This is a genomic window from Providencia sp. CIM-Carb-044, from assembly GCF_033901115.1.
GTDB lineage: Bacteria > Pseudomonadota > Gammaproteobacteria > Enterobacterales > Enterobacteriaceae > Providencia > Providencia hangzhouensis.
Genome location: NZ_JAXADV010000001.1, coordinates 1 through 26,009 on the forward strand (window position 1 = coordinate 1; position 26,009 = coordinate 26,009).

At 37.6% G+C, this 26,009-nt stretch carries 22 protein-coding genes; 15 read left to right on the plus strand and 7 right to left on the minus strand.

Going from position 1 to position 26,009, the window contains the following annotated elements; translation table 11 throughout:
• Window positions 1–768 precede the first annotated feature (768 nt).
• Window positions 769–1,647 carry an aminoglycoside 6-adenylyltransferase gene (locus tag SJ312_RS00005; RefSeq protein WP_110591345.1) on the minus strand — a complete coding sequence of 293 codons (879 nt, stop codon included), beginning with the start codon at window positions 1,645–1,647 and terminating at the stop codon, window positions 769–771.
• Between the two features lie 251 nt (window positions 1,648–1,898).
• On the opposite strand from SJ312_RS00005, the gene nadA reads away from it, so the two are divergent.
• The 4 genes from nadA to SJ312_RS00025 all read left to right on the plus strand — a co-directional run bounded on the left by nadA (window position 1,899) and on the right by SJ312_RS00025 (window position 6,284).
• Window positions 1,899–2,939, plus strand: a complete 1,041-nt coding sequence (nadA, locus tag SJ312_RS00010) for a quinolinate synthase NadA (RefSeq protein ID WP_004256768.1) — start codon at window positions 1,899–1,901, stop codon at window positions 2,937–2,939.
• A gap of 66 nt (window positions 2,940–3,005) precedes the next feature.
• Entirely contained in the window at window positions 3,006–3,728 is a 723-nt protein-coding gene (pnuC, locus tag SJ312_RS00015; protein ID WP_272574714.1) for a nicotinamide riboside transporter PnuC, read from the plus strand.
• Between the two features lie 353 nt (window positions 3,729–4,081).
• Window positions 4,082–5,137, plus strand: coding sequence for a 3-deoxy-7-phosphoheptulonate synthase AroG (aroG, locus tag SJ312_RS00020; protein ID WP_036957937.1), 1,056 nt, complete (start codon window positions 4,082–4,084; stop codon window positions 5,135–5,137).
• 202 nt (window positions 5,138–5,339) lie between these two features.
• Window positions 5,340–6,284 carry a hypothetical protein gene (locus tag SJ312_RS00025; protein WP_110591346.1) on the plus strand — a complete coding sequence of 315 codons (945 nt, stop codon included), beginning with the start codon at window positions 5,340–5,342 and terminating at the stop codon, window positions 6,282–6,284.
• A 47-nt stretch (window positions 6,285–6,331) separates the two neighbouring features.
• Here SJ312_RS00025 and SJ312_RS00030 read toward each other — a convergent pair whose 3' ends face one another.
• Both SJ312_RS00030 and gpmA read right to left on the minus strand, forming a co-directional pair.
• A complete protein-coding gene (locus SJ312_RS00030) occupies window positions 6,332–7,078 on the minus strand; it encodes a hypothetical protein (protein ID WP_004256754.1) in 747 nt (248 codons plus the stop codon).
• A 164-nt stretch (window positions 7,079–7,242) separates the two neighbouring features.
• On the minus strand, window positions 7,243–7,995 hold the full coding sequence (gene gpmA, locus SJ312_RS00035) for a 2,3-diphosphoglycerate-dependent phosphoglycerate mutase (RefSeq protein WP_004256752.1): 753 nt from the start codon (window positions 7,993–7,995) through the stop codon (window positions 7,243–7,245).
• 931 nt (window positions 7,996–8,926) lie between these two features.
• Here gpmA and SJ312_RS00040 point away from each other — a divergent pair.
• From SJ312_RS00040 to SJ312_RS00070, 7 genes are all read left to right on the plus strand, one after another.
• Window positions 8,927–9,373: a hypothetical protein gene (locus tag SJ312_RS00040; protein WP_004256749.1), complete on the plus strand. Its 447-nt coding sequence runs from the start codon at window positions 8,927–8,929 to the stop codon at window positions 9,371–9,373.
• A 21-nt stretch (window positions 9,374–9,394) separates the two neighbouring features.
• The gene (locus tag SJ312_RS00045; protein ID WP_004256746.1) at window positions 9,395–9,715 is read left to right on the plus strand and encodes a PTS fructose transporter subunit IIB; all 321 of its coding nucleotides are present in this window, start codon (window positions 9,395–9,397) and stop codon (window positions 9,713–9,715) included.
• Window positions 9,702–10,820 (plus strand): PTS fructose transporter subunit IIC, encoded by a 1,119-nt coding sequence (locus SJ312_RS00050; protein WP_004256743.1) that lies wholly within the window; start codon window positions 9,702–9,704, stop codon window positions 10,818–10,820. Before SJ312_RS00045 ends, SJ312_RS00050 begins: the two co-directional genes overlap by 14 nt.
• A gap of 91 nt (window positions 10,821–10,911) precedes the next feature.
• Window positions 10,912–13,497, plus strand: coding sequence for a glycoside hydrolase family 38 C-terminal domain-containing protein (locus SJ312_RS00055; RefSeq protein WP_319866639.1), 2,586 nt, complete (start codon window positions 10,912–10,914; stop codon window positions 13,495–13,497).
• Window positions 13,498–13,514: 17 nt separating this feature from the next.
• Window positions 13,515–15,065 (plus strand): fructose PTS transporter subunit IIA, encoded by a 1,551-nt coding sequence (locus tag SJ312_RS00060; RefSeq protein ID WP_153673658.1) that lies wholly within the window; start codon window positions 13,515–13,517, stop codon window positions 15,063–15,065.
• 176 nt (window positions 15,066–15,241) lie between these two features.
• Window positions 15,242–15,949, plus strand: coding sequence for an oligogalacturonate-specific porin KdgM family protein (locus SJ312_RS00065; protein WP_110591349.1), 708 nt, complete (start codon window positions 15,242–15,244; stop codon window positions 15,947–15,949).
• Window positions 15,950–15,981: 32 nt separating this feature from the next.
• Window positions 15,982–18,099: a metallophosphoesterase gene (locus SJ312_RS00070; RefSeq protein ID WP_319866641.1), complete on the plus strand. Its 2,118-nt coding sequence runs from the start codon at window positions 15,982–15,984 to the stop codon at window positions 18,097–18,099.
• Window positions 18,100–18,219: 120 nt separating this feature from the next.
• On the opposite strand, the gene SJ312_RS00075 is transcribed toward SJ312_RS00070, so the two are convergent.
• The 3 genes from SJ312_RS00075 to modE all read right to left on the minus strand — a co-directional run bounded on the left by SJ312_RS00075 (window position 18,220) and on the right by modE (window position 21,655).
• The gene (locus tag SJ312_RS00075; RefSeq protein ID WP_153673656.1) at window positions 18,220–19,047 is read right to left on the minus strand and encodes a CPBP family intramembrane glutamic endopeptidase; all 828 of its coding nucleotides are present in this window, start codon (window positions 19,045–19,047) and stop codon (window positions 18,220–18,222) included.
• A 203-nt stretch (window positions 19,048–19,250) separates the two neighbouring features.
• Entirely contained in the window at window positions 19,251–20,720 is a 1,470-nt protein-coding gene (gene modF / locus SJ312_RS00080) for a molybdate ABC transporter ATP-binding protein ModF (RefSeq protein ID WP_004256733.1), read from the minus strand.
• A 146-nt stretch (window positions 20,721–20,866) separates the two neighbouring features.
• Entirely contained in the window at window positions 20,867–21,655 is a 789-nt protein-coding gene (gene modE, locus SJ312_RS00085) for a molybdenum-dependent transcriptional regulator (RefSeq protein WP_004256732.1), read from the minus strand.
• 218 nt (window positions 21,656–21,873) lie between these two features.
• Here modE and SJ312_RS00090 point away from each other — a divergent pair, with 218 nt between their 5' ends.
• Window positions 21,874–22,026, plus strand: a complete 153-nt coding sequence (locus tag SJ312_RS00090; protein WP_004256731.1) for an AcrZ family multidrug efflux pump-associated protein — start codon at window positions 21,874–21,876, stop codon at window positions 22,024–22,026.
• Window positions 22,027–22,110: 84 nt separating this feature from the next.
• Here SJ312_RS00090 and SJ312_RS00095 read toward each other — a convergent pair whose 3' ends face one another.
• Window positions 22,111–23,154: an ElaD/SseL family deubiquitinase gene (locus SJ312_RS00095; protein WP_319866644.1), complete on the minus strand. Its 1,044-nt coding sequence runs from the start codon at window positions 23,152–23,154 to the stop codon at window positions 22,111–22,113.
• 276 nt (window positions 23,155–23,430) lie between these two features.
• On the opposite strand from SJ312_RS00095, the gene modA reads away from it, so the two are divergent.
• The 3 genes from modA to modC are packed head-to-tail and all read left to right on the plus strand — an operon-like array spanning window position 23,431 to window position 25,991.
• Window positions 23,431–24,207, plus strand: a complete 777-nt coding sequence (gene modA, locus SJ312_RS00100; protein ID WP_096864111.1) for a molybdate ABC transporter substrate-binding protein — start codon at window positions 23,431–23,433, stop codon at window positions 24,205–24,207.
• Between the two features lie 25 nt (window positions 24,208–24,232).
• The gene (gene modB, locus SJ312_RS00105) at window positions 24,233–24,922 is read left to right on the plus strand and encodes a molybdate ABC transporter permease subunit (protein ID WP_094962413.1); all 690 of its coding nucleotides are present in this window, start codon (window positions 24,233–24,235) and stop codon (window positions 24,920–24,922) included.
• Between the two features lies 1 nt (window position 24,923).
• Window positions 24,924–25,991, plus strand: coding sequence for a molybdenum ABC transporter ATP-binding protein ModC (modC, locus tag SJ312_RS00110; RefSeq protein ID WP_094962414.1), 1,068 nt, complete (start codon window positions 24,924–24,926; stop codon window positions 25,989–25,991).
• Window positions 25,992–26,009 lie beyond the last annotated feature (18 nt).

Genomic DNA, 26,009 nt, shown 5'->3' on the forward strand with positions numbered 1-26,009 from the left:
GTCGTTAGCTCAGTCGGTAGAGCAGTTGACTTTTAATCAATTGGTCGCAGGTTCGAATCCTGCACGACCCACCATCTCAAGCCATTCCTAAGCAAATAATCCAATTTAACAATCACCTAAGTAAACACTCAGTCGTTAAGCCATACCTCGACAAGCTGGTTGCAGGTTTAGCCCGCAGGGCAAATCCGAAGGATTTCAATCCTGCACGACCCACCATCTCAAGCCATTCCTAAGCAAATAATCCAATTTAACAATCACCTAAGTAAACACTCAGTCGTTAAGCCATACCTCGACAAGCTGGTTGCAGGTTTAGCCCGCAGGGCAAATCCGAAGGATTTCAATCCTGCACGACCCACCATCTCAAGCCATTCCTAAGCAAATAATCCAATTTAACAATCACCTAAGTAAACACTCAGTCGTTAAGCCATACCTCGACAAGCTGGTTGCAGGTTTAGCCCGCAGGGTAAATCCGAAGGATTTCAATCCTGCACGACCCACCATCTCAAGGCATTCCTAAGCAAATAATCCAATTTAACAATCACCTAAGTAAACACTCAGTCGTTAAGCCAGACCTCGACAAGCTGGTTGCAGGTTTAGCCCGTAGGGCAAATCCGAAGGATTTCAATCCTGCACGACCCACCATTTCAAGCTATTATCAAGCAAGCAATCCAAGTAATATTTACCTAAGTAAGTACTTAGTTGTCTAATCGCTCACAACAATAAAAGCACCGCATTCCTTTGCTGTGCTTCATTTATATTTATCTTATTTTACAGTGTTTCAGGGAGTAGGGCGTTATCCTGCAAAATGCCAATAAGCAGTTCTTGCATTTTTTCTGCCATAAGCTGCATATCATTGAAGCCTTGAAGGCTAGCGAGCTCGGTAGCTACTTCATTAAAGCAACGCATTAAGCACTGAAGAGACAATGCTGCGCTCTGTGTCGTCCCACAATTAAAGATAATTTCTAGTGCTTCGATATAGGGTTTAGGCATCCACTCATGATAATTACGCCCTTTATACCAAACGTCGCATATTGAACCATTTTTGATAAAGATTAACTGCTCTATTAATTGCAGAAAATACTGTTTCATATCAGCACTTCTTGCCCACGCGACCCACAATTCGTCTCTAGTTAATGCTATCGTGACTTGATGAGCTTCATGCCAAAAATCAGAGACAACTTCAGTGAATTGTTCTGCTGTTAATTGAGGTGGTGCTAACATTTGTTGATTAATATTTTCAGGTAAGCCTTCAGTGATCCCTGTTTTATCTAGTAATACAGTAAAACCACGGGAAAAAGTGGCATCTAGACCTTGTTGCTTCATCTTTGATAGTCGTTCAGGTTCGGCAAATGTGAAATCCACTTTACGGCCTTCTTCAAAGATAACCAAACAGGTTGGCCAGTCAGGTGCATCTTCTTCCTGATTTAGTAAATGAAGAGCAACTAAAGGTTTACCAAATTGATTTACCCAAGACTTTTGATTAAATATTTCAGTTGTACCATGACCAATCAACTCAATATCAATATCTGAGTAGCTATCAATGTTTTGTTCTCGACCACGTGACCCCGTCAATACGACAGCTTCAATTCTTGGATCGAGTAATGAAATAGAGATAATTTTATTTATTAAAGATGCAGGTGGTTCCATAACTGACCTAATGAATTAAGTAAGGATGGCTACGATACCGATAAAGGCGTGTAAAAGCGAAGATTCAAACCTAAAAAGCGTAAAAAAGCTAAAGCAAAGCCATAAAAGGTTCTCTAATGAGTGAAAAGAAAGGAGACTTATTAAGCCAAGTGGGGTATCTTGTTTAGTATATAAAACAAAATGTGTGTAAACTTGCGGTTTTAAACTTGAATAAGGTAATAAAATCGCTTTTTGCTAAACAGAGGCAACCAATGAGCGTGTTTATCGATTTTGACCAGTCAGTTTATCCGTTCCCAGCAAAACCAGCACGATTAAGCTCGGATGAAAAAGAATTTTATCGGCAGAAGATTAAGTCGCTATTGGTGGAGAAAAATGCGGTAATCGTTGCACACTACTATACTGATCCTGAAATTCAAGCACTTGCAGAAGAAACTGGGGGCTGTGTTGCAGATTCACTTGAAATGGCGCGTTTTGGGGCTAAACATTCGGCATCTACCTTAGTTGTTGCTGGAGTGAAATTTATGGGCGAAACAGCAAAAATTCTCAGCCCAGAAAAACAAGTCTTAATGCCAACATTAGAAGCCCAATGTTCCCTTGATATAGGTTGCCCTGAAGAAGAATTTATCCGTTTTTGTGATGAGCATCCAGATAGGACTGTGGTGGTGTATGCTAATACTTCAGCAGCAGTAAAGGCTCGGGCTGATTGGGTAGTCACATCCAGTATTGCTGTTGAATTAATAGAGCACCTTGATAGCTTAGGTGAAAAAATAATTTGGGCTCCAGACCGCCATCTTGGGCGTTATGTCCAACAACAAACCGGGGCTGATATTCTGTGTTGGCAAGGGGCTTGCATCGTTCATGATGAATTTAAAACACAATCATTAGAAAAAATGAAAGCCCTATACCCTGAAGCTGCGGTATTGGTTCACCCTGAGTCGCCACAAGCGATAGTCGACCTTGCAGATGCGGTCGGTTCTACAAGTCAGTTAATTAAAGCAGCACAAAATTTACCTAACCCATCGATGATAGTGGCGACGGATAAAGGTATTTTTTACAAAATGCAGCAAGCTTGCCCGGAGAAGACGCTTTATATCGCTCCAACAGCTGGTGAGGGCGCAACATGTCGAACTTGTGCACATTGCCCTTGGATGGCAATGAATGGCTTAAAAGCGATTGCTGATGCCTTAGAAGGGAATTCGCAAGACCATCAAATTCAAGTCAGTGAAATATTACGAGAAAAAGCATTACGACCATTAAATAAGATGCTAGATTTTGCAGAGAGTCTAAAATAATAAAATACAATTTCAATGAAATACTGAGCAATACAACATTAACGAACACTTATAAAGGATTTTGGGATGGATTTCTTTAGTACAGCCAATACGTTAGTGCAGATCCCACTTTGGGGATCAGTTTATGATTTATCTTACATTGAAGCCGTGGGGACCATTGCTGGTTTACTTTGTATTCTACTTGCGAGTCTAGAAAAAACGATTAATTATCTATTTGGGTTAATTAACGTTTCTCTGTTTGCAGTTATTTTCTTTCAAATTCAGCTATATGCAAATCTATTGTTACAGATATTTTTCTTTGTCGCCAATATCTATGGCTGGTACGCATGGAGCAGAGTTACTAGTTCGCAGCAAGCAGAGCTAAAAATTCGTTGGTTGAGCTTACCAAAAGCAGCTATAACATTGGTTATTTCAGTTATCGCTATTATTTATCTGACATTTAATATTGATTCGGTATTTGGTGTGCTGGCGAGATGGGCCGTCGAGTTATTAAATCTATTTGGCGCTAACCTCGCAATGCCTGCAATTGAACCTGATGCCTTCCCATTCTGGGATTCGACGATGACCATTCTTTCCGTTGTCGCGATGATTTTAATGACACGTAAATATGTAGAAAACTGGTTGTTGTGGGTCATTATTAACGTCATCAGTATTGTGATTTTCTTTATTCAAGGTGTTTATGCCATGTCCTTAGAATACTTAATTTTATTAGGTATCGCCCTAAATGGCTCTAGGCTTTGGATAAAATCAGCAAAAGAAAACGGCTCCATGCCCATTTCTCGTACTTAGACAGAAAAAATCATCTAAAACAGCTAAAGTGGCATTATCGTCATTTAGCTGTTTTAGTTATTATTTGCTCTGAAAAATGCCAGTTTTGCCTACTTATCATGCTAAATTTCAACATTTCACCTCATTTTATAATTGGCTACTAATAAAGTCCTAGTTTTATCGTGCGCTTGCCTGTTTACAGATGTCTGTTGAACGGTTAGATTAAAATTTCGATGCTAATTATCTTTTATCCTTTCGAGTACAGTGAAGGAATTCAGCTGTCTACTCTGCGCTTTGTTCGGGCGAAACCAACTTGGATAAATTTGGCATGTAAATCAACTACAGTAAAAATAATAAACATTGGATATACAGGTATGAATTATCAGAACGATGACGTCAGAATAAAACAAATAAAAGAATTATTACCACCAATTGCTCTGCTTGAAAAATTTCCAGCAACCGACAAAGCTGCGTTTACCGTTCATGAAGCACGCCTGGCAATCCACAATATTTTAGCCGGTAAAGATGACCGTTTAGTGGTAGTTATTGGCCCTTGCTCGATTCATGATACTAAAGCGGCTTTAGAATACGCAGAGCGCTTGGGTAAATTACGTGAGGAATTAAAAGGTTCTCTGGAAATTGTGATGCGAGTGTATTTTGAAAAGCCACGCACAACGGTGGGTTGGAAAGGGCTAATTAATGACCCTAAAATGGATTGTAGCTTTGATATTAACGAAGGTTTACGTATTGCTCGTGAATTATTGCTGACAATCAATAACCAAGGCTTACCAACTGCGGGTGAGTTCTTAGATGTCATCAGTCCACAATACGTGGCAGATTTGATGAGTTGGGGAGCTATTGGTGCTCGAACCACTGAATCACAAATTCACCGTGAGCTAGCGTCTGGTTTATCTTGCCCTGTTGGTTTTAAAAATGGTACAGATGGCACAATTAAAATTGCCATTGATGCAATTAACTCAGCGCGTTCAGCCCACTGTTTCTTGTCAGTGACCAAGTGGGGCCACTCTGCGATAGTGAACACCAGCGGAAACCCAGATTGCCATATTATTTTACGTGGTGGTAAAGAACCAAATTACAGTGCTAAGCATGTGCAAGAAGTCCGTGAAGGGCTAGAGAAAGCGGGGCTTGTGCCTAGTATCATGATTGATTTTAGCCATGCAAATAGCTGCAAAAAATTCGAGAAACAAATGGAAGTGGCGACGGACGTTAGCGAGCAAATCCGCCAAGGTGACCGTTCGATTACAGGGATTATGATTGAAAGTAATCTTGTTGAAGGTAACCAGAATCTCGAATCTGATGAGCCATTAGTTTACGGTAAAAGTGTGACGGATGCGTGTATTGGTTGGAGTGATACTGAAAAAGTATTGCGTCAGTTATCAGATGCGGTGATCGCTCGTCGAAATAAATAATTTAAGAATAATAAGTACATAAAGCCAGATATTTTAATATCTGGCTTTTTTTATATATATACAGCACGATGGAATTTTATATTTTTTATCATACAAAAAATAAATTAGTTTTTTATTCTAAGCTGCATTATTATTTTTTTGTCATTTTTATTAATGGCATTCTTTAAAGTTAGTTAAGTTTTCATATAAAGGAGTATATAAAATGGCATTAACTGATAAATCAAGAATTAATTATGAAATCAATCTTAGAGTGCTTTCTAATAAATTGAAAGAGAATGCAGAAATAATGCAAGAAAGTATTATGAATGCTAGGAAAGAGTTAGAGGAAGATCGTGTAAGGCTGAATAATGATATTGATATTAGCATTAGAGGAGGCTGGGGGAATGATAAAGATAAAACCGATTCATTTAAATATATTGATTCGTTAAATGATTATCTTAACATAAGAGCAAGTGAATATAAGGATAATATTAAGGTATCTGAGTTAATGAATGAGTACATTGAAAACCCAGATAAAAGAACGGCTATCTTAGAACAAATCCGCCCTCTCGCTGAAAAGGTAAGTCAATTAGATGAAGTGCCTATTTTGTCTCGCAAAAACTATCCTTCAATGAATTCAGCAATTTGGTATGATTTGAAAGCGAATATTTCTGGACCTAAATTAAATAATGATTTCAAGTATGAAGTTGAATATATATTTAATTTAATGAATGCAGAAATAGATAACGATAATGGATATATTTCCAATAATGTCTATAATTATATGGAGGATGTTAAATATATTCGGGAAGGAATCCCCCGCATTGAGAAATCAATTTTAGAATATGAGGCAGACTATGTATCGGACAAAGAATCATTTCCTAGCACTGAATATTACAATGAATTTATATCAAGTTTAAAAGATAAAGTTAAAGAAGATAAAAGAATAGTTTCTATTATTAATGAAACTATTAAAGAATATGCAATTAAAAATCCTAATAGTACACTTCATTTAAGTGGGAATAGTGGTTTTTCTCCAGTAGATATTTTGGGAGAATGGACTGTCTCGTTCATAGATAATCACTTTATTAGTATAGGTTCTCCTAATGAAGTGAATATTATTAACTTGACTCCACCTGTAATGCCTATGATACCTAACGCAAATTAATCGTAACGACTGCCGGCTTGTCAAGCGGCAGTCATTGTGTCGCCCACTTACTGTTTTTTTTGAATTTGGTTAATGAAGGTATTCAATTTTGACTGTTCTTCAGGTGTTGCATTTGCCGGAGTTGCCGTTAATTGCAATCGTTCAGTATCGGTCTGGACATCAAAATGTACTTTGCCTTTCTCGCCTTTTGTATATTCCACCTCTTTTAATGGAATACGATAACAGTAAGCGAAAATGTTTGGGCGAATATAGAAATATGAGTCTTTAATCGCTAAATAGACACCATCACCCGCTTTTTTGCCAAAGTAACCAAGGAAAATGGTGAAAACAAACAGGAACATCCCTAAGCTTTGGCTTAATATAATAAAGGTGATACTGATTAAGCCAAGTGCAACAACTAAAATACGGTTATTGCGTTTGTTGAACTCAACGCGTTGGTCAAATTGAACATTTAAAGAGGTATCAAATTGGGTTAACTGATGGTAACGCCAGCGGATCGCAGAGAAAATCATTCCCATGGTAAATACAATGGTGATTGGCATTAATGCTAGGCTACTGAGTACGGCAAGGACAATGGATAACCGAGGTTTATAAGTCATCACCATCATACTAATAATTTGTACTGGGAAGCTGATACAAGCAATGATCATTAAGGTTTTCATCAGCTCGGCATTAGCAGCACCATTTGAACCATCAACGACTAATTCGCCACCTTGGATCATATACAGCAGGGAACCCAAGATACTGGCGCTAAGTACAAGGCCAACCCAAACATACATATTAAATTTGTTCATTTTATTGTTTTATCAACCTTTCAATGTGTTTTCCCTATAATAATCGGTTATTGGGATTTCTTACACTGTGAGTTAAGTTTTTTTGAGGAATAGAAGTAAATGGATAAGAAAAAAGGGCTAAGCATATGGCTTAGCCCTTCAATATTTAGAGATAAAGTTAATAATTACTTCGCTTTACCTTGGTTTGCTACTGCGGCTTGTTTTGCAGCAATTTCATCTTGGTTACCTAAATAGTAACGTTTGATTGGTTTCATGTTTTCATCGAACTCATAAACCATTGGTACCGCAGTTGGGATGTTTAATTCCAAAATTTCATCTTCACTTAAGTTGTCTAAGTGTTTCACTAAAGCACGCAGAGAGTTACCATGAGCGGCAATAATGACTTTCTCGCCACTAGTAACGCGAGGCTTGATGACTTCTTCCCAGTAAGGAACGACACGCTCAATAGTGGTTGCTAAGCTTTCAGTAACGGGTAATTCTTTATCTGACAGTTTCGCGTAGCGAGGATCGTGCCCTGGGTAACGCTCATCATCTTTTTCTAGGTCTGGAGGTGTGATAGCAAAACCACGGCGCCATAATTTAACTTGTTCGTCACCGTATTTTGCCGCGGTTTCTGATTTGTCTAAACCTTGCAGAGCACCGTAGTGGCGTTCATTTAATTTCCAGCTTTTTTCAACGGGTAGCCATGATTGTTCAACTTGATCAAGGATATTCCATAAAGTATGAATAGCGCGTTTCAGAACGGAAGTGTAAGCAAAATCAAACACAAAACCTTCGTCTTTTAGCAGTTGGCCTGCAATTTTTGCTTCTTCGCGGCCTTTATCGGACAGTTCTACATCAGTCCAACCTGTGAAGCGGTTTTCTTTGTTCCACTCACTTTCACCGTGTCTTACTAAAACCAGTTTAGTTACAGCCATAGCTAAAACTCCTATCAGTACACTCAAATTAAAAATGAATTATTGCTGACCTACATTATAGGGATAGTCAACTCGAACGCTAGTAGCAACTTGCATTTTCTCCCTATCAATGCGAAAAACAAATTTTACACGAGAGTGATGACTTGTTTTCTAGGTTCATAGATCCTGTGGATACTCTAAATTTAACTCGAATTGAATCGATACAGCAAGTGGTAAAATGATTGTTTGTGCATTCCCATGATAGATATCAATCTAAGCACTCAATTACCTCTAACAAGAAGAACCAGTAATGGTTGTTTTTTACGAGTTATTGGAGATTATTGCTTCTATCTATAATTTTACAGCATTAGATTCTCTTTTCGTATGATTTTTGTTCAAGGATGCATTCACTCTAAATTTTTTAATGATATAGCTAAGAAAAATGAGTATGAAAGTGACTAATGGATTGATAAGGTTGAATTTTTTAATGTTCATTTATGCGTTATTTTATAATCTTATATTGAGTAATATCATTTAGGTGCTTTAGGGGTATCAATCGAATTATTATATTCCTCTATCCTAAATTAATTGTTTTTTGATTTTTTTGTTTCATTGTATCTCTTTAAATTTAGCCAATAAGAAAAATGACATTCTATATAAAAACATATAAAAATAGCTTCTATTGGATTAATATAAAAAGCTCAGATTAATAATTAATAGTATTGCGAAATTCTTAGATTATTATACTTTTAGGTTTTCAGTGAGGTTATTATTTATCTAAAAAATTTATTTTAGATAAATCTTTGATAATCAGGTTTTTATTGAAAAATGAAAATAGCCATTAATATTTTTAGCATTTTAATTTTTATTTAATTTAATAAATGAGGGTGGAATCACAGTAATTTTCTATTTTATACGTTTAGAATGGTACTAGTTTCTAAAGGGGGACACTATGTCTTTACATTTTGCTTTATTTTTTAAAGGCTGCATTTTATTTTTGCTATCACTTGATAGCAAAATGAAAGCTTTATTAAGCAAAATTTGCTGGTTTGTACCAATTGCTTCCCTTGAAAAAGATGAATCTGAGAATTCTAATCAATCTGAAAATGATTTCTCAGTTAATTGGTCGCAGTTATGGCAGAGTGCACAGAAGCTTTATATTTCTGTATTTGATAGCGATTTAACTAAATTAGAAAGAAATGCTTATGTTAATCCTTTAATATCATTAAATATTCGTAAACGTCACGAATTGATCTTTTTATTCCTTGTGTCCAGTTTGCGCCACATAATGATTTGTCGTCATTCTAGTGGTGCACCTGGAAATATTATTTCTTTACCTTTAGCTGCCTTTAAAAAGCACAATGCGCATTTATGCCATTGTGCTTTTTTTATTGTCTGAATTAAATTTTAAGGAGTTGTTATGTTTATTGTTTGTGTTGCGGCTTGTCCTACTGGTGTTGCTCATACATATATGGCTGCTGAATCGTTGGATATCATAGGAAAAAAAAGAGGCCATGAAATTAAAGTTGAAACTCAAGGGAGTATGGGAATTGAAAATGAGATTACCAGTGACGATTTAGCAAGAGCAGATGCGGTCATTTTGGCTGCTGATGTCGCTGTTATTAATAAGGAGCGATTTAATGGGATGATTAAGCTTGAATGCAGTGTTGCAGACCCAATCAAGTATGGCGATGCAATTATTGATGCAATTGAGGAGGAAATGAAAAATGGGGCAGTCTAATGGAACATCGAAACTAGGCATTGGTACGGAAATAAAAAATGCCATTATGACGGGTGTGTCATGGATGCTGCCATTTGTTATCGCAGGTGCAGTGATTATGGGGATATCTCGTATTGGTGCATCTTTATATGGTATTGATAATATTTGGGATTCTAGCCATCTGGAAGCTACAAATTTCGTCGTCCAAGTGCTTCATAAATTTGATGGTTTTGGAGGATTAGCACTCTCTCTTATGTTACCTATCGTCGCGGGGTATATCAGCTTTGCTATCGCGAATAAGCCTGGTTTAGCGCCTGGAATGGTCGGTGGTTTGTTGGCAAGTAATTTAGGCACCGGGTTTTTAGGGGCCTTAGCAGCAGGGTTTATTGCTGGTTATATTGTACGTTTGTTAGCTAAATATACGAAATTACCAAAATCACTTGCATCAGCAGGACCGATTTTTATTTTGCCAGTAGGTGGTACATTACTCACCTGTATTATTATGGCATTTGTGATTGGTGCACCTTTAGCGGCACTTAATCATGGTATGGAGCAATGGCTTTTATCAATGTCGGGATCTAATAAAGTAATTCTTGCTGCCGTTATTGGCGCAATGGTTGGATTTGACCTTGGTGGCCCGGTTAATAAAGCCGCAGTAACCACTGCAATGGCATTATTAGCATCGGAAATTTACGAGCCAAATACAGCAGCTCAAGTTGCTATTATTATTCCCCCAATTGGGATCGGTTTAGCAACGCTAATTTGGTCAAAACGTTTTCCTGAATCATTAAGAGAAGCAGGAAAAGCTTCTACGCTAATGGGGTTAATTGGCGTTTCTGAGGGCGCGATCCCATTTGCTCTTGCTAATCCAAAGATTATTATCATTAACATTATTGGTGCAGCAACAGGTGCAGCTATGGCGGTCGGTCTAGGTGCGATAAATCATGCTCCTATTTCGGGATTTTATGGGTGGTTAGCCGTAGATAAATGGCCGATATATATATTATCGGTTGCTGTGGGATCTGCAATTATTACTATTGGCTCTTTATTAATATTTCGTGGTAATGAAACGATAGAAACTAAAAAAACAGAAACAGCTATTCCTAAATTTAAAGTCGGTCGTTAATTAGAGAGTTATTTTAATAATGTCGTACAGTGTTAATTAGCGTGAATAACGTGACGGGGCTGTTCTGCTAAAAATATTTTAAGGTCATAAAATGAAAACGGTACATTTAATTCAACATACGCACTGGGATCGTGAATGGTATTTCACTGAGAATGATTCAAAAATTGTTCTTTATTATTTCATGAATGATTTAATTAAACATTTAGAAGAAGATCCTTCTCTTGGCCCCTTTGTTTTAGATGGGCAAACCGTGGTGCTGGAAGATTATTTACAGGTTGCACTAGAAAGGCGTGATTGCTTACAGAAATTAATTAAACAAGGCCGAATTCTTATTGGCCCTTGGTACACACAAACTGATTTTTTAGTCGTTGGAGCGGAATCTATCACGCGAAACTTACTGTTGGGAAAAGTAGATTGTGAGCAATGGGGCGGTTATATGCCAATAGGCTATGTGCCTGATTCATTTGGACAAAGTGCACAGCTACCTATGTTTTTGCAAGAGTTTGGTATCAAACATGCGGTCGTATGGCGTGGATGGTGTGAACATGATGTCGCAAGTAGTGAATTTATTTGGAAATCGCAGTCAGGTCATAGTGTGGCTACTGCTGTATTACCTTGGGGCTACGGCTGCGCGAAATGGTTACCTGATAATCCAGAAAAAGCCTCTGCCGTTTTACCTGCTATCTTGGAAAAACAAGCCCGTTTTGCTCACTCAGACCAAATATTACTACCTAATGGTAATGACCAATCCCCTTTTGAATATGCCGTACCTGCGATGCTTGAGCAATTAAATAAAGCTCAAAAGGAATATTATTTTGTCAAAAGTAGTTTCAGTGCATTTTTTGATGCTTTACAAGCAAATAGCACTGAACTACCTGAATTTAATGGTGAATTGCTGAGCCCGAAATATATGCGTGTACATCGTGGTATTTTTTCTACTCGAATGGACATTAAATTATTAAATGCAAAATTAGAACAATTTGTTAGTCAACAACTTGAGCCTCTTCTATCCATTAACTGGCGGCTTGGTTTACCTTATCCACAAACTGCGATTGACAATATTTGGCGTAAAGCTATGCAGTCACACGCTCATGATAGTATCGGCGGATGTAATTCTGATCGTGTTAATAGCATGGTGAAAGCACGCTTACAAGATGGTTTAGAAAGTGCAAATCAACTGTTTGACCTTAATATGAAGATGCTTGCTCGCGGGATTGAAGCAAAACAAGATGGTAAAAAAATTATCATTTTCAATTCGTTGCCACATAAAAGAGATGCTCAAGTTCGTATTACACTTTATACACCTGAAAATGATTTTTGTATTAAAGACGATGCAGGAAAACCTTGCCGCTGGCAACTTATTCATGAAGAAAAACAAGATATGTCTTTGATTGTACAAGAATTGGCGAATAGTACGACAACGACATGGTACCGGAAATGCGAAGTCTTGCTTGAAGTGAAAGAGTTACCTTCATGTGGTTATCAGACTTTTTATTTGGTTGAAGGGGAAAATTCAGGTTTTGAAATTCAACAAAACATTCAAACTGAAAATACATTAGAGAATGAATGGCTGAAACTTGAACTGCACCAAGGGCGATTGTTATTAACTGATAAACGTAATCAACAACAATACCCAAATATTCTTAGATTAATTGATGGTGGGGACGAAGGAGATAATTATAACTATTCGCCACCTGAAGATGATTGGTTAATTAGTAGTGATGGACACTTACAGCAATTTAACTGTGTAAGAGCATCGTTAATGGATTCATTTATTCTAAATTGGCGAATTCCAGTACCACAGAATGCAATTGCCCGCCAAACCAAACAGGTTAATGCGCGTTTATCTGCCACAATGCAGGTTTCTTTACCTCATGATAAGGCATGGCTAGATGTTGAAATCACAATTGATAATACCATTGAAGACCATCGAATTCAGGTTGAAATTCCTACGGAAATTCAACAGACATTTCACTTTGCAGACCAACCTTTTGGTTTGATTCAGCGAGAAAATAATCCAGCCAATATGGATATTTGGCAAAGTGAAAATTGGGTAGAGGCACCAACAGCGCTTTATCCAATGCAAAGTCTGGTAATGCAACATGATGATAAAAAAGGTATTTGTATCGTTACTGAAGGACTAAGAGAGTATGAAATCCCAGCCAATCAACCTGACATGATAAGAATAACACTTTTGCGCAGTGTGGGTTGGCTAGGCCAAGCAGAACTAACTTGGCGGCCAGGGCGTGCATCAGGTATGGTTTTGCCGTCACCGGAATCACAAATTCAGGGGCTTCATCATTTCCATTTTGCTGTATTGCCGATAGAAAATGGCCAAAGTGCTCAACTATGGCGTGATATTGAGCATTGGCGTTTACCTGCATTTGGTTACCTAGATTCCGGTTGGTCTCAATTTAAAACGAATCCTCATTATATTGTTTTTCCTGATAATTATAGTCTATTGACGTGGGATAGTGAGCTGCACTTCAGCACGTTGAAAAAAGCACAGAATCAAGAGTCACTGATTTTACGTGGGTGGAACCCAAGTAGTGAAACCAAAACCTATACAGAACCTAAGTCGAATACGTTGATACATCAAGTTACTTTATCGGAGTCTATATGCATAAACACAGATAAAGCAGCTCCTTGTACACCTGTGTCTTGGTTAATTGACTAATTAATAAAGGAAAAATTATGCAAATACTTCCATTTCGTTGTGAGTTACCTAATGGTATTCATGCAAGACCAGCGAGTGCAATTGAGCAAAAAACAGCTTGTTTTCAATCAGATATTTTACTTTTTAATAAAAGCAAACTACGCCAAGCCAATGCGAAAAGTGTGTTGGCTCTTGTTGGGGCAGATGTCGCTGTTGGTGATGAATGTTATTTTACAATCAGTGGAGATGATGAAAATCTGGCTTATGAAAAACTAAAGGTATTTATTGAACAAGAATTTATTCATTGTGATGGATTAATGCCCAAAAAAGATAAACCAGAGCAAGGAATGATCCCTATATATCTGAGTTGGACATCATCTCAAATTATTCAGGGTTATGGTGTTAGCCAAGGGATTGCAAAAGGTAGGGCTATCTATATGAAATCTTTTGATTTACAAAAGATTTCATTATTAGAGCCATCAAATTCACAATCAGAACAATGTGAAATACTAAAACGTGCGTTACAAAGTGCTCGTCAACAATTTAGTCTAGATATTCAGCAAGCTGATAAAACAGCGGTTGATATTTTAGAGGCACAAAGCCAATTATTGGATGATGAGGATATTGAAGCGTGCTTACTTGAACCAAGAGAGGCAAATAATGCGATTGCTGCGTTATCAATGGCAATTGAAGAGCTCAGCTTACCATTTCGAAGCAGTAGTAATGAATATTTACGCCAACGTGAGTTAGATATTAAGGATCTGGGATTGCGTATAGCAAGGCATCTTGGTATCGAATCTAAAATACAACTTCCTAAATTAACAGAAGATTCGATTATTATTTGCCAAGGATTACTGACACCAAGCGAATTATTGGCATTGAGAGGGGAGTATTTGCAAGGTATTGTGATGGCTTCAGGGGCAGAAACATCACATACCGCTATTTTAGCACAATCTTTCTCTCTTCCTTTAATATGTCTTTCATCTTCCATAATTGAATCAATTCAATCTGCTCATGTTTTATTATTAGATACGCAATACGATTTATTAATTATTGAGCCTGATACATATGCAGATAATTGGTTCAAGTTTGAAAAAGATAAACTATCTCGTTTGTCTATCTCTGCTAATACGCCAAAAAATGATTATTCAGTATTGGATCCGTCTTTAATTTTTCTTGATGAAAGAATGGAAAGTAAAGAGGAAGTTATTAAACGATTAACTGATAATTTAGAAGTTAATCACCGAACTGACTCTGGATCACAAGTTGAACAAGCAATATGGCAAAGAGAAGAGATTTTTAGTACGGCATTAGGTTTCTCAATTGCAATACCGCACTGTAAATCACCTTTTGTTAAACACAGTAGTATTTCTGTATTACGTTTACCGAATGAGTTAGCGTGGGGAGATAATGTTAATGTTAAATTAGTAATTATGCTAACAATTAATTATTCAGATGAAAACCAGCATATGCGAATCTTTTCTGTTCTCGCACGTAAATTAATGCATGAGTCTTTTAGAAATGAAATGTTAAATGCTAAAAAATCAGAGGATATTGTTGAATTATTGAAGCTGGAATTAGAGTTATGAGATAAGAATATAAAAAATTAAAATTTTAATAAATTAATTTTCTTTTAAGTTATTTAAAAGGATGGGATGGTTTTTTTCTAAAAATATAAGGGGTATATCTATAAATAAAAGATAGATAATGAATCATTGTTTTAACGATTAAATAAAAAATAAATATTAATTATAGGAATCAGTTTATGAAAAACTTAACTCTAGGTATCTCTACATTATTATTTTGCACAGCAGCGAATGCGACATATATTGACTATCGTCATGAATGGTTAGGGGATGAACATCGCCATGAAGACCGTGTCAAAATTGGCCATAGCATGCAAAATGGAACTTATTTTAGCCTTGAAGGAAAATGGAGAAGTCGAGATGGTGGTTTTGGTGAAAACCTATCATCAAAAGGAAATGAGGTTGAAGTTGGTTATAAATATAAAGCCACAAAAGATTTTGTTTTAACACCTTCTTTTGCTCTAGATTCAGGAGATAAAGATACGGCTTATAAATTCAGTGTCAAAGCTGCCTATAATTTAACGGATGATTTTAATATTGGAACTCGTTTACGTTATGGCGTAAGGCATTATGATAACTCTAATAAGCCTAAAAAAGATAATCAGCATTATTGGCAGAGTAATTTTTATTTAGGTTATAAGCTGCAAGATTTTTCATTAAGTTATGACTTTGAATATAAATTTGATACTGATTATCCTGCATATAAAGGTAAAGAAAAGGATTATGCACATAATCTGAATGTGTCTTGGGTTGGTAATAAGACATGGGTTCCTTATGTTGAATTAGGGTATGTGTCCTATGATGATGGTTCATATGTCAAAAATGGACAAACTTACCGTGATGCATGGCAGTGGCGTTATCGCGTTGGCATTGCATATAACTTCTGATAGAAATAATTAATTATCTAAAGGGAACAAATATGAACAATAAATTAAAATATAGTTTTGCCCTTGCATTAATGTCCATTGGAACTGTCGCAATGGCAAATGCCCCTACGGCTCAACCTTATAATTATCGCGTCGCGTTTATGCCTGATATCCATTTTCATGATGTATATGGGCAGTTTGCTGATAATGCATTTGAAGGATTAAAAAATAGTAAAAGTGGTCAAAATGCCGTTATTCGTTCTATGTATGCACAATTAACATCTACGCGTTTATTTAATGAAAACTATTTTGCTCTACGTGCTGCACTTGATGATGCAGGTAAGAAAGGTATTAAACTTATTGCATTACCTGGTGATTTTACTGATGACGGCCAACCTATTCACTTACGTGGGTTAGTAAAAGTATTGCAAGAGTACGAGCAAAAATATGGTATGCGTTTCTTTGCTACACCAGGGAATCATGATCCGAACCGTCCATTTGATATGCCAGCAGGAAAAGAAGATTTTCTTGGAACTGATGGTAAAACGCAGCGTATCTTTAGTTTAGGGGCAAGTGAGTGTACGGGATATAAAGGAAAGACTGCCGTTATAGAAACGGGAGCTGAGCTGCCAACAATTTGCTCTGAAGAGATGGTATATAGTGGTTATGGTCGAGTGATGGATGCAATGAAATCATTTGGTATTAATCCGTTACCAGAAGATATTTATTGGGAAACACCATACTCAAACTATGGTTCTCAAGGTTACAACTATGAAGCAGCCTTAAAAGCCAGTGATTTTAACCAAAGGCAGTATGAAATTTGTACTCAAGGAACAGGCGGTAAATATAAACAAGAGGGATATGGGCCTTGTTTTAATGTTGCAGACAGCAGTTACCTTGTTGAGCCTATTCCTGGTTTGTGGTTAATGGCCGTTGATGCCAATGTCTATGTTCCTTCTGAAAAAGCAGATATTAATCACCCTAAAACAGCTAAAAACTTTGCAGGGTCGGGGAATGCGGGTTACAACAAAATGTTGACACACAAACAACAGACTGTTGAGTGGATGGCAGATGTTGCAAAGCGCGCGAAAGAGCAAAATAAAACATTAATCACGTTTAGCCATTTCCCGATGGTTGAATTTGATAATGGTGCAGCAGATGACCTTGAAACCATTTTTGGCAAAGGTAAATTTCAGTTAGAAAGGGCACCAAAAGAAGACACTAGCCATGCAATGGCAAAAACAGGTATCGGTGTTCATGTTGGCGGTCATATGCATTTTAATGATACAGGTGTACGTAAGTATTCGGATGGCAGCTTACTTTTTAATATTCAAGCTCCTTCAATGGCTGCATATGTTCCTGCTTATAAAATATTGAATTTTAGAAATGCGAATGAAATTGATGTACAAACCATTGTAATAGAAGATGTTCCTCGGTTTGATGAGTTATTTGAGCACTATCAGCAAGAGTGGGAACACCTCAAAAATACTAATTCGTCGCATCTTTGGAATAAAGATATCTTAAGCGCAAATAATTATTATGACTTCACTAACTGGCATATTACTGAACTGACACGTTTACGTTTTATTCCTGAGGAATGGCCATGTGAAATTCGTCAAATGTTATTTAGTTTGAATGGCGAAGAGATGCTTATTTTAAGCCAGTTAGATACTAAGAAAGCTTATAATGAAGTATTAACGGCACCATTGAGTCAAAATCATGAAATTTGCGCTAAAGACCCGGGAACTGTCAATGTCACCGAAATCTACTTGAATAAAGACTCCGATGCATGGAAAAAAGCCAGTGATAAAGCTGCTACTCTTGCTAAAAATACAGGGTATCAGTTAAATGATTTTGCAAAATGGAATGGTTTTGACCTTGCTGTGGATTTTTATCGTTTACGTAATGCAGACGAGCTTGCGTTGCAAGATATACCTGTAGAAAGATTAAACCAATATCGATTCCTCACAGGAACCTTGTTATCGTCATTACCAAATGAGACTGATAAAATTAACGCGGATAGTTCATTTGAGAATATTTTTAAATTACGCTTTGGCAGTATTTTCACTGTAATTGATAAATATCTACAAGGAAATCCAAGTCGAGATTTTTATCTTAATATTGAGTCTGGGGAAATTAAGCCAATGAATGTTAATCAAACTAGTCATTAGATTAACGATAGATAACATGGTTATAATAATGAAAAATCACTAACATTATTCGTGTTAGTGATTTTTTACGGTGAAGATCATCCAATTTTTGAGTGATTATGAATTTTTAATTAGTTAACATTAATTAGAAACCAACTTAATTGGATAAGTAAAAAATAACAGATGTCCCAAATTTAACCCGAAGTGAATCGATACAGCCAGCCATAATTTACCACTCCACATCCAAGCTAGGCCATAAATCAAACCCGCTAATGTAGCAAAGAGAATTAACAGTGCTCCACCTGCAAAATGCACGGCGCCAAATAACAGTGAGGTAATCACTAGTGCTAGGTAAGGAGACCTCAACCAAAGGGTTAGACGTTGTTGCAAATAGCCACGAAATAGCGCTTCTTCAGCTAATGAAACAAAAAGTAGGTTGCAGAGCACAAAAGCAGGTAACCAACTAGGAAAATGCCATTCAAAGGCTAATCCGCCAGCAGCAGTTGCGACCAGCAATAAAAGTGGCACAGAAATAACCAGCAATACCCATTGAACTTTAGTTGCATGCTTGGCTGGCCGACAGACAAATAACGTTGGTAAGCAGGCGAGTAAAATAAAGGGGACGAGTGCCTTATCAAAATTAAAATACATTGTGAAAGGGGCGCTATGTTCCCCTACGGTAACTTTATCGAGATATTTCAGGTTATTAAACCCAGGGAATAAGTGAATAAATAACCCAATCGTACAGGTTAGTAAGATGATTTCACTAATAATTTTGGTGGATAGATAGTGTTGGAAACGCAAACGAATAATGGCAATTATTGTAATACAAACCAATAGTAGAACCGCTTGCCAATCAATAACGTGTGTAAGTGCTGCGGTAATAATTGTGCAAGCGAGTAAAAAAAGAGCAATTAAACGGTGTGTTGCAAGTACTGCAAGTGAAGAGGCTAACATTAACCAAGCCATAAAAAATATCCATTATGATGTCTAAATTATTAGAATAGGCGCAGTGTAATGATTTTATGTGAATTTTCTAATTTAAAATAACCTAAAAAATATAAATAAAATAAAATCAAAGAGTTATTTGTGTATAACTTAGTTACCATCTATTAAACATTAGATTAATTTGCCAACAGTTTCATCGTGTCTATTGGCAAATAAGTCAAAAATTAAAGTTTTTCAATATCGTAACGGTATTTCCCATTATCAGGGACAAAAGTGAGCCGATGTGTAATACAAGCAGGGGCGTCTTCTTGATGATGGCTGACGAATAAGAGTTGTGTGTTACCTTGTCTTAGCATTACATCAATAAACCGCAGAACTAACAACCTATTAAGGCCATCAAGCCCTTGCAATGGCTCATCTAGAATAAGCATAGCAGGGTGTTTAACTAGTGCTCGAGCTATCAAGACTAAGCGCTGCTGCCCCCACGAAAGACTGTGGAAAGGTTGTTGAGCTGTTTGCGTAGAAAAACCTAACAGAGCTAGCCATTCATACGCTAATTGTATTTGACGATCAGAGGGGGTTTGGTACAAGCCAATAGAATCATGAAAACCGGAAATAATGACATTGAGTACACTGGTTGCGACACGGTATTCTTGGTGAATGCTATTGCTGACGTAACCAATATGGCGCTTAATATCCCATATGGTTTCTCCTGACCCACGACGGTGACCAAATAAGGTTAAGTCATTACTATACCCTTGAGGGTGATCTCCTGTAATCAAGCTCAATAAGGTGGATTTTCCAGCGCCATTTTCACCGATAATTTGCCAGTGTTCGTTTGGGTTTACCTGCCAATTTAAACCGTGCAAGATCGGTTTGTCATTGTAGCTAACAGTTCCATTTTTCAAAATAATACGAGGTGTCGTGTCATCCAGTTTTTCATCTGCGGTTGGAGCCTCAGTTTCAGGGATAGAAAGCTGTTTAATTTTCTCACTATGCTGTAATTGCGTTATTAGCGTGTTAGCAAGTACTGACTCCCTATTTCCCACCATTGCTAGTTTGCAATCAGCGACAACACCTATGTTTTCAATAAAATCAGGGAGTTCATCAAAGCGGTTCAACACTAACACTAAAGTTAAGCCTTTTTCAGACAAACTTGATAGTAGTTCGCTGAGCTGACTTCTTGAATAAACATCTAGGCCATCAAATGGCTCATCAAGGATCAGTAAGTCAGGATTACCCATCAATGTTTGGCATAACAGTACTTTGCGAGTTTCACCCGTAGAAAGGTACTTAAACCGACGAGACAACAAGTCACTGATACCGAAGCGAGCGGCAAGCTCAAGGCAGTATTCATTGTCCTTATGGTTAAATTGAATGATTTCAGCTGCTGTATATCCCGTGTCATCTTCATCATCACTGAGCATATCTGTATTATTGCGCTGCCACTCTTCATTAATGATTTTTTGTAATTGTTCAAATGATAGACGAACAGGAGAGGTGAATGTATTTTTTACGACACCAGAAAGAGGAGGGAGCTCATTGGAAAGTACTCGAGCAAGTGATGATTTACCACTACCATTGGCACCAATAAAAGCCCAATTTTCCCCTTTTTCGATGTTAAGTTGCTGAATGTCTAAAGTCTGAATTTCGCTGAGCTTAAAGTTGCCATGTTGTATTGTTATTGTGCTCATCAAGCTTCCTTATCATGATTATTTACCTTGTCATCTATCACAAATAATCAGGATTGAAGCTAAAGTCAACAACAGAACGATATGATAAGGAAAAAAGGTGAATGCTTACTTACTTTTATTGTAAGTAAGCAGGGCAAACTAGCAAATTAGCAAAGTGTGGCAACAATCACTTGGTCCGCATTGAATAATGCCATAACGCTATTATTCACTTTCAAAGATTGGGCATCGATTTCGCTATTTGGCATAGTTGAACATAAAGTTTCACCGCCTGTGAGTGTCACAATCACTTCACTGTTCTCATCACCCCGCTCTAAAGTGGTAATTTTGCCTTCAAGGCGGTTATCAAAGCCTGTTGGGTTAGGTTGTTTAGTAATTTTGACCCAAGGTGCTTTAATCAATGCAAGCACTTCTTTTCCTTCGGCTAACCCTAAACGGTTAGCGCTTTGCTCTGTCAATGCGGCGTTGATCACCGTTCTGTTGTCTGCTAAACGAATTTGTACATGTTGCTGAACTTGCATGTGGTCGCGTGCAATTAACGTCCCAAAAAATTGGTTACGGGCACTGGTTTGCAGTGAAAAACGCGAAATAGCTGCTAATAAGCTGTCTAAAGGGAGATTATCTTCTTTGAGTACATCAAAGGCTTTTTGCTGAATTTGTGCTAGTAAATCATATAGTTGAAGTAATCGCTCACCATAGTGAGTCAGTGTTGTGCCGCCACCGCCTTTACCACCTGTCGCCCTATCAACAAGGATATCATCAGTGAGTTGATTCATTTCATTGATGGCATCCCAAGCACTTTTATAGCTGATCCCTGCGAGTTTAGCGCCTTGGCTGATTGACCCTGTCGCTTTAATTTGTTTTAGTAGCGCGATACGGCGAGGATCAGCAAATAAACTGCCCTGTAGTTTCAGTGTGAGTAAAATTTCGGCCTGCATAAATTTCTCCCTTCCGGCGTGGCTGGTGATGACAGACGTAAAAAGCACGTTTAGTATGTCGTTAGTATAATATTTTGTCTAAAATAGTCTCCATTATAACGTAATTGTGCGTTATTATTTTGATTTGATTTATACTCAATATACTGAGAGTCAAGTTTTCCCTCGTCAGCGTATCTTGTAGGCTGGTGGGTACAGTATCACTGAAGAGGCTTTTTCCTATGTTAGAACTAATTAAAAGTTTGGGTTTTGCCCTGATGATGGTTCCAGTTGTTATGTTTTTGATCATGGGTTTGATCTACGGTTTGGGCGCGTTCTTTAACTTACTGTCTAAAGCACACGTACCTCATCATCATAATACTGAAAACAAGTAATTTTTAACAAAATTTCTTGTCTGACTGATTATAGACCCCCTGATTGTAAATGCAGTCAGGGGGGTTTTCATATAGCAGTGGGCATTATAATGATGGATATTTGTTATCATGGTAATTTGAATATAGCTGTCTGCGGTTTTGAATATTAAACTCTTTTTGTTCAGCCATCGTCTTTTTTATAAAACTTTCTTGAAATTCTTTTAATGTATCATAAGGATCTTGCTGAGTATTTTCAGTGAGTTGCTTAATAGCTTCAACAACGAATAATCCACATCCGTTAGGGACTTGTTGTTGGATATTCCCTTCAATATAGGTTATATCTTTTTCTATGATACCTGCCTTTTCTGCGGCTTTTGCTATTTCATTAGTAATTTCAGGGCTGACATTTTGGTATGAATTAAAGACGACACATTTCATATCTTGCTTATGTTCCGGCTGATAGAACACAGCTAAGACCCAATGGTTATCATTGATATTGATAGGAAATAACTCACATTTATCTAATGTTTTATTATTTAAAATTTTTTGTTCAATTACATCGGCTAATAAGTTGTAGCCATTTTGCATGAGTCCTATTGAGCAATTGATGGTCATGTTTGATGGCAAAGTTGGGTTATTTTTATTGCTTGCATCAATCTCATCACTTGTTGTCATCCTGTTATTATCCCAAAGAGTAGATTCCGCGGGTTCATTTTTCATCAATAGTTTAGTTAAACTAATTTTATCAATAACTTTTTCTATTGCAGATCCGACAATATAAAGGAGCTTAGAAGGGGTCGTTAGTTTCGAATCTTTTAGGTGTTTTTTGATTTTTGTATTAAGGTGTAATTGATATAATTTTTTGCTAGTTTCTTGTATTTCTTTATCTATACCTTTCTTTGCAGGCAGCTTTCCACTAAATAAATCAAATAGGATATTTTCTGCTTTTCTTCCTTCGTTGTCTTGCCGTAGAGCGATATTGTGTAATAAATCGATACTCTCTAAGTTCCCATTACCCGCTGATTCTGCTAAAGAAGCTAAAGCTTCAGGGGAAATATTTTTTTCAAATAACCCATTAAATTGCTCAATGGTTAATCCACTCATATAGTGAGCTTGGGTTGGAGAAAGCGCTGTCGGTTGAATAGCCATATTATCTCCTCTGTTTTTATCTATCTGCAAAAGTTGGATAAAATATTCAATTGTGTACGATTTGTGCCGATAAAGTTACAAAGGATATAAATTGTTCTCTATATAAAAACGATTTTACGGCTGAGGAATTTTTCATCGTTAGTGGGGTTTTAGAGAAAACATGCAACAAAATTGCATCATTTCTTGCGCCAGCACACTTTTATCACGAGTTTGACTTTAAGTTATCGCTGTGTCCTGTTATATATAACGTGTCGATTAATACTAGGGTAGATAAAAATGAAAAAAGGTTTGGTATCACTTCTCGCTGGCGCAACATTAACGTTAACGATGGCTAGCAATAGCTTTGCAGCTGATAAAATTACGGTTTTTGCAGCGGCTTCTCTAACTAATGCACTGAATGAAATTTCTGAGCAATATAAGAAAGACACTAAAGTAGAGGTTGTTGCATCCTATGCGTCTTCTTCAACGCTGGCTCGTCAAATTGAGCAAGGTGCCCCCGCTAATTTATTCATTTCGGCTGACCAGCAATGGATGGATTATGCTATCGATAAAAAATTGATGGTAGAAGATACACGCTATACATTATTAGGTAATGAATTGGTGTTAATTGCACCGAAAGATGCCAAAATTGATAAAGTTGAAATTAATAAACAAACTGATTGGAAAAAACTGTTAGATGGTGGTCGTTTAGCCGTTGGTGACCCTGACCATGTCCCTGTTGGTATTTATGCCAAAGAAGCATTAAGCAACTTAGGTGCATGGGAAACAGTTGACCCGCTGTTAGCACGTACAAATAACGTGCGTAGTGGTATGGCATTGGTTGAGCGCCAAGAAGCGCCTTTAGGTATTGTATATGGCTCTGATGCTGTCGCTAGCCAAAAAGTCAAAGTGGTAGGTGTCTTCCCTGCTGATACCCATAAACCTGTTGAATACCCAATGGCAATTGTTAAAGATCAAGATAACAAAGCAACCCGTGATTATTATGAATACTTGAAAACCCCAGCGGCTTCAGAAGTATTCAAACGTTATGGTTTTGAACCTCGTACTAAATAAATGTTAAGAGAGTATTTTTTTGCAGATGTTAAGTCCTTATGAATGGGAAGCGATTTATCTAAGTCTAAAAGTATCCAGTGTGGCTGTAATTTTCAGTTTGCCATTGGGTATTTTAATGGCATGGGTATTGGTTCGCTGTAATTTTCCTGGAAAAACACTGCTCGATAGTATTATTCATCTACCACTGGTATTGCCGCCAGTGGTAGTGGGGTATTTATTATTGATCAGTATGGGTAAACGCGGTTTTATCGGTGAATGGCTATATAACTGGTTTGGATTTAGTTTTACCTTTAGTTGGCGGGGGGCTGCGCTTGCGTCTGCCGTGGTTGCGTTTCCACTGATGGTACGTGCGATCCGTTTAGCGCTTGAAGCGGTTGACCAAAAATTGGAATTAGCCGCGAGGACATTAGGCGCAACACCGTTACGTGTCTTTTTCACGATCACCATTCCGCTTTCTCTTCCCGGTATTATTGTCGGAACAGTATTAGCATTTGCACGTTCACTTGGTGAATTTGGCGCCACAATTACTTTTGTTTCGAATATACCAGGTGAAACACAAACCATCCCATTAGCGATGTACACCTTAATCGAAACGCCAGGGGCTGAGGTAGACGCTGCACGTTTATGTGTGATTGCGATTATTTTAGCCTTGATTTCATTACTGATTTCAGAGTGGCTCACCCGTTGGGGTAAAAAGCGTTTGGGGGTGGCTTAGCATGTTAGAACTCGACTTTTCTCAAAAACTAGGGGACTTGCAGCTTGAAGTCACAACGCAATTGCCAACGGAAAGTATTACTGCCGTTTTTGGGCTTTCAGGCGCTGGTAAAACCTCGCTTATCAATGTGATAGGTGGGTTAACTAAACCTAATACAGGGCGTGTTGTATTAAATGGCCGTACATTGGTGGATATGGAAAAAGGTATTTGCTTACCACCTGAACAACGCCATATCGGTTATGTATTTCAAGATGCACGGCTATTTCCCCATTATCGGGTGAAAAGCAATTTGCGTTATGGCATGTCACCCGTAATGAAAGACCGCTTCGATGATATTGTTGAATTGTTAGGGATTGAAAAATTACTCAATCGCTATCCGATAACCCTTTCTGGTGGTGAAAAACAACGAGTCGCCATTGGCCGCGCATTACTTACAGCCCCTGAAATTCTCCTAATGGATGAGCCGTTAGCCTCTTTGGATTTACCTCGAAAGCGTGAATTGCTGCCGTATTTAGAAAAGCTTTCTCAAGACGTGAAAATTCCCATTTTATATGTCAGCCATAGTTTGGATGAAATATTGCGTCTGGCTGACAAAGTGATTGTCATGGCGCAGGGAAAAGTTAAAGCATTTGGCGCTTTGGAAGATGTTTGGGCAAGCAGTGCTTTACGCCCTTGGTTACAGCAAGAAACATTAAGCAGTGTGGTAAGTGCAACGGTGCATAGCCAACACCCTGATTATGAAATGACAGCGGTGATTGTTGGTAGCCAAAAACTGTGGATCCCTCGAGTTGAAGCCCAACAAGGTGTTGATGTGCGTATACGTATTGACGCTGCAGATGTTTCTTTGGTACTCGAAAAACCACAAGTGAGCAGTATTCGTAATATTTTAGCCGCAGAAGTGGTTGAATGGATTGAAGATGGCGAGCAAGTAGATGTGAAGCTAGATTTAGGCGAAGAACATTATTTATGGGCGCGGATCACTCGCTGGGCAAGGGATGAGCTTTCTATTCGCAAAGGGCGTAAAGTTTATGCGCAAGTGAAGTCGGTGTCACTTTCCCGCCATTTATAGCAAGGACATATTTTTCTC

Coding starts and splice junctions, on each gene's coding strand:
- SJ312_RS00030 (WP_004256754.1), bottom strand. CDS start 7,078: ATGAACAAATTTAATATGTATGTTTGGGTTGGCCTTGTACTTAGCGCC.
- modE (WP_004256732.1), bottom strand. CDS start 21,655: ATGCAGGCCGAAATTTTACTCACACTGAAACTACAGGGCAGTTTATTT.
- pnuC (WP_272574714.1), top strand. CDS start 3,006: ATGGATTTCTTTAGTACAGCCAATACGTTAGTGCAGATCCCACTTTGG.
- SJ312_RS00060 (WP_153673658.1), top strand. CDS start 13,515: ATGCAAATACTTCCATTTCGTTGTGAGTTACCTAATGGTATTCATGCA.
- gpmA (WP_004256752.1), bottom strand. CDS start 7,995: ATGGCTGTAACTAAACTGGTTTTAGTAAGACACGGTGAAAGTGAGTGG.
- SJ312_RS00055 (WP_319866639.1), top strand. CDS start 10,912: ATGAAAACGGTACATTTAATTCAACATACGCACTGGGATCGTGAATGG.
- modA (WP_096864111.1), top strand. CDS start 23,431: ATGAAAAAAGGTTTGGTATCACTTCTCGCTGGCGCAACATTAACGTTA.
- modF (WP_004256733.1), bottom strand. CDS start 20,720: ATGAGCACAATAACAATACAACATGGCAACTTTAAGCTCAGCGAAATT.
- SJ312_RS00040 (WP_004256749.1), top strand. CDS start 8,927: ATGTCTTTACATTTTGCTTTATTTTTTAAAGGCTGCATTTTATTTTTG.
- SJ312_RS00090 (WP_004256731.1), top strand. CDS start 21,874: ATGTTAGAACTAATTAAAAGTTTGGGTTTTGCCCTGATGATGGTTCCA.
- modC (WP_094962414.1), top strand. CDS start 24,924: ATGTTAGAACTCGACTTTTCTCAAAAACTAGGGGACTTGCAGCTTGAA.
- SJ312_RS00025 (WP_110591346.1), top strand. CDS start 5,340: ATGGCATTAACTGATAAATCAAGAATTAATTATGAAATCAATCTTAGA.
- SJ312_RS00070 (WP_319866641.1), top strand. CDS start 15,982: ATGAACAATAAATTAAAATATAGTTTTGCCCTTGCATTAATGTCCATT.
- SJ312_RS00065 (WP_110591349.1), top strand. CDS start 15,242: ATGAAAAACTTAACTCTAGGTATCTCTACATTATTATTTTGCACAGCA.
- nadA (WP_004256768.1), top strand. CDS start 1,899: ATGAGCGTGTTTATCGATTTTGACCAGTCAGTTTATCCGTTCCCAGCA.
- SJ312_RS00075 (WP_153673656.1), bottom strand. CDS start 19,047: ATGGCTTGGTTAATGTTAGCCTCTTCACTTGCAGTACTTGCAACACAC.
- SJ312_RS00005 (WP_110591345.1), bottom strand. CDS start 1,647: ATGGAACCACCTGCATCTTTAATAAATAAAATTATCTCTATTTCATTA.
- aroG (WP_036957937.1), top strand. CDS start 4,082: ATGAATTATCAGAACGATGACGTCAGAATAAAACAAATAAAAGAATTA.
- SJ312_RS00045 (WP_004256746.1), top strand. CDS start 9,395: ATGTTTATTGTTTGTGTTGCGGCTTGTCCTACTGGTGTTGCTCATACA.
- SJ312_RS00095 (WP_319866644.1), bottom strand. CDS start 23,154: ATGGCTATTCAACCGACAGCGCTTTCTCCAACCCAAGCTCACTATATG.
- SJ312_RS00050 (WP_004256743.1), top strand. CDS start 9,702: ATGGGGCAGTCTAATGGAACATCGAAACTAGGCATTGGTACGGAAATA.
- modB (WP_094962413.1), top strand. CDS start 24,233: ATGTTAAGTCCTTATGAATGGGAAGCGATTTATCTAAGTCTAAAAGTA.